This is a genomic window from Arthrobacter pascens, from assembly GCF_017052465.1.
GTDB lineage: Bacteria > Actinomycetota > Actinomycetes > Actinomycetales > Micrococcaceae > Arthrobacter > Arthrobacter pascens.
This window is the reverse complement of record NZ_JAFHKT010000136.1, coordinates 140,185-146,854: the sequence shown is the minus strand read 5'-3', so window position 1 is coordinate 146,854 and position 6,670 is coordinate 140,185. Positions and strand designations below refer to the sequence as shown.

The following is a 6,670-nucleotide window of genomic DNA, read 5'->3' as shown; positions in this document are numbered from 1 at the left end:
TTGTTGGCCAGTGCGTGAATCCGCTGACTGTTGTGGATCCTGGATGCTTCTATTCGCTTCATGATCAGGATCCCCTCTAGATCGTTAGGTCCGGTGTGGACGGTGGTGCTTTGTGTTCTAAGAGTCGCGCGGAGGACTTAATCGATCCTTAATCCACCCGCGATGGCTGCCCGAGCTTGTGGAGTCGGACGGCTGGCATAGATCGGTCGCGTTGGTGCATGTCTGAAACGATCGTGGCGGCTAGCGTGCACCTCTCCGGTGCACTAGACCCTCTGCATGCCGCAGAGGCATGATAGGGACGAAGCGGCCAGACCCTCAGATTCCGAGCGGTTCCGGGCAGCTGCTGCTGGGGCGGGCGTCGCCACATCGACGTGCTTTGCTAGACCAGGCCAGTAGGGCGGCGTGGGGAGAGCGGTCAGTGGGTGAGGGGTGTTGCGCGGTGGGTGCGCTTTGGATAAAGGCCCTTGGCCCGATGGAGGTCGTCGTCGACGGTGCTCCGATCGCCGTGGGTGCTGCTCAGCAGCGAATAGTGTTGGAGTGTCTTGCCTTGCGAGCAAACTCAGTCGTGACATCCGATTTCCTGGTTGAGGCTCTCTGGGCGGACCACGCGCCCGCGAAGCCGGGCCCGCAGTTGCAGGTGTATGTCGCGAATCTGCGACGCATGCTCGATCCCGCTCGATCTAAGGGTGTGCCCTCCCAGCGGCTGGCCAGCCGGTCGGGCGGCTACGTGCTGACTGTTACCGAGGATGAGCTTGACCTGCTGCGGTTCCGTGCCCTCGTTGAGGCCGGTGAGTTGGCGGTGCAGGCCGCGGATTTGGCCGCAGGCGCAGATTGTCTCCGCGAGGCAGTGGAGCTTTTCAGGGGGCCGGTATTTCCTGACCTGACTGACATCGAGTTGTTCCGGCCCGAGCTGGACAAACTGGAGGAGTCCCGGCTGGATGTCTACCAGGACCTGATTGAAGTTGAGCTCGCGCTCGGTCGGCACGGCGTCCTGGTGGGCGAGTTGCAGTCGTTAGTGGCCGGGCAGCCGTTTCGGGAGCGGCTGTGGGCGGCGCTTGTGCTCGCTCTGTACCGTTCGGATCGGCAGGCAGATGCCCTGGCTGCGTGCCGTGACGCCCGCCGCGTCTTCATTGACGAGCTAGGTATCGACCCCGGTCCACGCATGCGACACTTGGAACGGTCGGTGCTGCAACAGGATGTGTCGCTCGCAGCGCCCGCCCTGGATGGGCACCGCCGGACAAGGCAACGACTGGACAACCTTCCGGCCGAACTCACGCCACTGATTGGGCGGGACGCCGAGCGCGATGCGCTTTGCTCCTTATATCTAACCGATGGCTGCAGGCTCGTAACCATCACGGGTCCGGGCGGGGCCGGCAAGACCCGTCTGGCCCTTGCGGCGGCAGGAACGCTCGGCGCGCGAATGTCAGATGGCGTGTGCTGGGTCAACCTCGCCCCCCTCACTGAAATCCAGCAAGTGCCAGGCGCGATAGCGGCCGCGCTCGGCTTGGAGGACTGGGCAGGCGCCGATCCGCTGAAGATCGTGACTGGATTCCTGCGCTCCCGTCGGCTGTTGTTGGTCTTGGACAACTTCGAACAGCTGGAAGGGGCGTGGCCCGTTGTGCTGGACATGCTCACTGCCGCATCCGGCCTGCGTATCCTAACCACCAGCCGACGACCTCTCGGGCTACGCGCCGAGTACGAATACGAGCTCGCGCCGTTGGCTCTGCCTCCACTCGACCCGCCGCTCTCGCCGCCCTTGCTCCAGGATGTGCCAGCGGTGAAACTCTTCCTAATCCGCGGCCGGGCCGTCCGTCCGCATTTCAACCTCAACAGCAACAACGCTGCGGTCGTGACCCGGCTGTGTCGCCGCCTGGACGGTCTTCCGCTCGCCATCGAACTGGCCGCAGCCCAATTGCGGCATCGCAGCGAAAGCGAACTCCTAGACGACCTAGAGGTAAGTCTTGCCGCCCTTCCGGCAGCCTTCCGCGATCTTCCTGATCGCCAGCGAACCCTCACGGCAACGATCGCGTGGAGTCATCAGCTGCTCGGTGAAGCTGAACGGCAACTTTTCGATCAGCTCGGCGTCTTCGCTGCCGATCCGACCGTAGCGGCAGTCAACAGCATCCGCGGGCTGGCTCCCGACGCAAAATTGGCGACCGAAGACTTGCTGAACGCACTCGCACGCCATAGCCTGCTGCGCCGCTACACAGACCCCGCAGGAGCAAGCCGAGTATCCATGCTCCATGCAATCCGGGAGTTCGCCCGCGACCACCTCAGGTCGCTTGACGACACGGCAACGGTACGGCGTCGGCACGCCGAGTTCTACCTCAACCTCGCCCAGGATGTAGGCCCCAAGCTGTGGGGGCAGGATCAAGTGGACGCCTTCCGATTGCTGCACGCCGATGCCCCGGATCTGCGCGGAGCACTGCTGTGGGCCACCGCACCGGATGGCTCGACTGATTTGGCGCTGGGTCTCGTCGGACACCTTTGGCATTACTGGGAGCTCACCGGGGACGTGGCCGAGCAATGCGAGATCGCCCTGAAGCTGCTGGCCCGCGCGCCCGATGCTCCGCCGTCACTCAAAGGTCCCGCACTCAGTGGAACAGCCACCCTATGCTGGTTGCTCGGCCGCCACGATGAGGCCGCAGCCCTTCATCACCGGTCGCGCCAGGCATTCCAGAGCGCCGGCAACTACCAAGGTGTCGCCTGGGCCACGATGTGCCTCGCGACGCAGGCGGCCGAGCGAGACGACACAACAACCGCTAAGCGACTCGCTGCAGAAGCACTATCGCTGCCGGACGCCAGCCCCCGCACCCGCATCGCTGCTTTGATAATTCTGAGTCTCTTGGCCCACTACGCCGGCGACCACGCCCAAGCCCTTGACCTCTGCCGTGAATGCGTCGAACGTGCCCGACCGCTCGGCGATCGGGCGCTCCTCGGGAATACCTTGGTTAACCTGGCCGACAGCACCGAGCAAGCCGGCGACTACGACACCGCAGAACAGCTGCTGTACGAGGCACTCGGCGAAGCACTCGAGCTCGGCGCACAGGGCAACCTCGTGGCTTCCCTCGAGTCACTTGCCGACGTCTACGTCGAACAGCACCGCGTCGAGCAGGCCATCCGCGTGCTGGCGGCCGCCGATGCTCACCGCACAGACCGAGGGCTTCCGCTTTTCGCCGCAGAACAGCGACGCATCGAATCGATGATCGCAAGGGCCCGTGCCGAGGTCGGTCCGATCCCCTTCGGGTTGGCGTGGGCAGGTGGACAGGCGCTGACACTCACCCAGATTGTCAACGAGGTGATCCTCACCAAACAGGAGAGCCGCCAACAGGAGCCCTCCATCGGACAACGCCTTCATTCAGCCCTCAACCTGCCAACAGCCAGCGACCTGAGCCCTGCACCGTGGGCCTGACACTTGATCGGAATCTGAAGGTGTAGCCGCTTGTCCTGATCATGCCTTTGCGGCATTCAAAGGACTGTCAGTTTCGGCCCTCAATCTCAAAGTCGTCTGCGGCGTCCAAGAGCGTGGCTTCGCTGCCCATCTTTCTCTAGGTCAAGGAGGAGCGCTGAAGTTGCCGGTGGCACATATGCGCGGTGGCGTTGTCATGTAGCCATCCTACGCAAGCGAAATGAATGAGTATGGAGAAAAAGACCACTCAGCGGAGCACCACTCCCCCGGAACCTGCCCAGTCATGTCGCCCCGGACATAAGGGCCCATGAAGCAGTAACACGGCAGAAAAGCGGCGAACCTCAAGGAAGGAAGGCATCCGGCCACAAGAACGGCCGCCGACAAACACGGAGTGACCGATATACGTCATAAGAGACCCGCGGACAGGGTGTGGATTGTCCACACGGTAAGAGGCCCAAAAAGGGCCCCTGACATGGGAAAACGTGCCCGAGGTGGGACTCGAACCGCATTCCAGCCCTTGCAAACAGTGGGAAGTCCCGAAAACATACGCAATCCGAGCCAATCCGGCCGATGTAGGCCCCGACACCGAAGCCAAGAGAGTTTGGACATCGTCCATACCCCGAAATGGCCTTTTTGAGCACCTCGAATAACGGCTGCACTCGCCCGATTGAAGGAGCTTGGCTTTTTGTCCTGACAAGGCTCTGACTGATCGAATCTGTTCACCTTTCCAGAGTTTTGAGTAACGTCGCCCCGCTAAGGATGGAGCATTCAACAGACGGGCGCCCCACCGAAAATAAAGAACTTCCTAGCAGCGGCACCTCCTCCAGCTACTAATGACCTCCCGAACGCATTGACAAATTTGCACATCCCAACCTGATGTCAGGTTGGGATGTGCAAATCCGACGACCAAGGGGTGGCAGTGTGAGACGGCCCGAGCGCTGCTTACGCGGCGAGGGAGCCCACTGGTACGTGGGCTCCCTCTGTTAACTGTTGTTCACATGCGTGGTGATGCTGACCATGCGTAGGGTGGCTTGCAAGGCTGGTGACCCCTCAAAAAACTCATGAACAACTTGCGCCTTGGGTTATGCGGATGCGGACTGACAGGTCCTTCCAGGACAGTGTTTTCGTTCCGGACGATTCGCTGGAGAACTTTGTTGTCCCTCCTACTAGCAGTTCGTCATCATCTCCCCAGTCGTCGTAGAGCCGACCGTACTTGTCCGATGCGCTATCGTCGTTATCCCAGCCGTGCATTGCCCAGTTCACATTCGTGCCTCGTTTCACACACATAGTCATTGGCTCCGGTAGCTGGCCGGCTGGCACGAATGCGCCTGCATTCAGGGACATCGCCCCGCCCCTGTTTTCGCGGTGGATTGACCGATGGAAGGCTTGCGGGTTGTCGTAGAGGGCTGCGGACAATAGGATCTCTCCATTTCCCGAATCCTCGCCATCCGATAGGATCTTGACGCTTTCAACCGTGACGGTCACGCGATGTTCCGATGAAGTTATGTTGCTCGGGGCACAGGGTGTCTTGGCCGGGTGAGGATCGGAACCCGGACGAACCCACATGGCCAGAAGCAGCCCGTCACGGTCCACTGCCCCTGCCTTTGCCACCAGCCGACACCATTCGTATCCGGACTGGAGGACGGCCAAAGCATGCGCTTTCTCGTACTTGAGTTGCTTCTGCACGGAGGCGCTAGGGCCGTCCTTGTTCAAACCCTCCTCAATGAGAATGTTCCCGACCCTCGTATCATCGTGCCGGAAGCCGGAATATCCGGTCCATGCGATGTCACATTCATGGTCAGCCCAGCCTTTGCCAGTCTCGAGCAGGCGCCCCACTCGATTGCCTCGGGGATCGTAGAGGACGGACTGGAAGGGACCTGCACCGTTCCTACGCACGGTGTAACCCGGGCCGGGCGACCAGTCATCGTTGGCGAGAATGATGTCGTTGGAGACGACGGTTCCTCCTGATGGAATGGTCCAAGAAGATCCGATCGGTCCACGACGGCTAAAGGGCACAAGGTCGTTCACGCTTACGTTTCCTGCGCTTCGGGGGTATCCCAGTTCCACCCAGTTAGAGTGGCTATAAAGATCCTGTGCCGCGTGCAAGATCCTTCCAAAGTCATCTCCGACACTGAAGAGATTGTTGTTCTTGAGAGCAGTGACTGCCCCGGCATATCCGCCGGTGGGCCCGAAGAGGTTACTCCATGGCCCGTTGATGCGGGAGATTGATTTATCAAATTCGCAGTCGTCGAAATGAAATTCATCTTGTGTTCCGTTGTTTGAAGGGAAGCCTTTGTCCATCCAAGAGTGCTCATTATTGATGTCTTCAATGGCGGGGAGATTTAAAAATGAGGGCTCCCACGGAAGCCAGGGGCCACGGAGCCCCGTCCTTGTAATATTCTCATGTCCATTGACACTGAATGCGGTGGCGGGTGAGACGACACTAAAGTTTATTCCCACTCCAATGAGTGAAGCTGTAGCCACGGCGGCAAGCTTTTTATGCATGATTCTCTTCTTTACTGTTGTGCGGGACTGCAGGGCTCCCAAGGCCTTTGTCGTGGCTCCTGAGGGCCGTGCAGCATCTCGTTTCGTCGTCATTAGGCAAAGCCGTCCGACGGAAATTGCAGCGTCGAGGGTTCCGTTATCGCGTTCGATGTCACTGTTGCTGGCTGTAGGTCTGCGCTCTTCGCTGAGGGTTCTACTTCTCCTTCTAGATTTAGCCGCCTAGTTCGTGTCCTGCGCCCCTCCCGTACTGGAGCGTTCCGCGGACAGGCCGCGCGAGCTAGATATTCGAGGGCAACTCTTCATCGCCCCGTCATTACGGAGAAGTGCTGCTCGATGCGCATCCGGGATAATTCTTTGCCTGAGATTGCAACTTTGCCTATGGCACCTTGAAAAAACGAACTCAGGTCGCGCGCTCCCACCAGGAACGGCGCTTTGCCTCGCTGGGGGACGATCACGGCTCTCCGGTAATCCAGGTTGGTCGTGTCCATCCGGACGCCGTTCCGATAGATCCTCATGTAATTTGCGGAACATGATGTGTTTTCCTTTCGGAGGATATGTATCTGGCTTGTGGTCCAAGGGTTGCGCCGAGGGCTTAATCGATCCTTAATCGCCGGGATTCCGCCCAGCAGGGCGTGCCTTTCATAGACCAATGGGCGCTGATTCCTCCAGCGCAGCGCACCCGCTTAATCGTCTGATCCGGTATGCCGCCGGGCCGTCCAGCTTGGCGCCTTGCTCCTTAGCCTGCGCCAGCCTTTG

Annotated in this window: 3 protein-coding genes; 1 reads left to right on the top strand and 2 read right to left on the bottom strand. The window is 60.3% G+C overall.

Going from position 1 to position 6,670, the window contains the following annotated elements; all coding sequences use genetic code 11:
• Nucleotides 1-472: 472 nt before the first annotated feature.
• On the top strand, nucleotides 473-3,412 hold the full coding sequence (locus JYA52_RS11270) for an AfsR/SARP family transcriptional regulator (protein ID WP_205653263.1): 2,940 nt from the start codon (nucleotides 473-475) through the stop codon (nucleotides 3,410-3,412).
• A 1,056-nt stretch (nucleotides 3,413-4,468) separates the two neighbouring features.
• Here JYA52_RS11270 and JYA52_RS11265 read toward each other — a convergent pair.
• Nucleotides 4,469-5,914: a hypothetical protein gene (locus tag JYA52_RS11265; RefSeq protein WP_205653262.1), complete on the bottom strand. Its 1,446-nt coding sequence runs from the start codon at nucleotides 5,912-5,914 to the stop codon at nucleotides 4,469-4,471.
• A 299-nt stretch (nucleotides 5,915-6,213) separates the two neighbouring features.
• On the bottom strand, nucleotides 6,214-6,402 hold the full coding sequence (locus tag JYA52_RS11260; RefSeq protein WP_205653261.1) for a hypothetical protein: 189 nt from the start codon (nucleotides 6,400-6,402) through the stop codon (nucleotides 6,214-6,216).
• Nucleotides 6,403-6,670: the final 268 nt, after the last annotated feature.

What these genes read in the sequence shown, in the direction of transcription:
- JYA52_RS11265 (WP_205653262.1), bottom strand. Translation starts at nt 5,914, where the DNA reads ATGCATAAAAAGCTTGCCGCCGTGGCTACAGCTTCACTCATTGGAGTG.
- JYA52_RS11270 (WP_205653263.1), top strand. Translation starts at nt 473, where the DNA reads ATGGAGGTCGTCGTCGACGGTGCTCCGATCGCCGTGGGTGCTGCTCAG.
- JYA52_RS11260 (WP_205653261.1), bottom strand. Translation starts at nt 6,402, where the DNA reads ATGGACACGACCAACCTGGATTACCGGAGAGCCGTGATCGTCCCCCAG.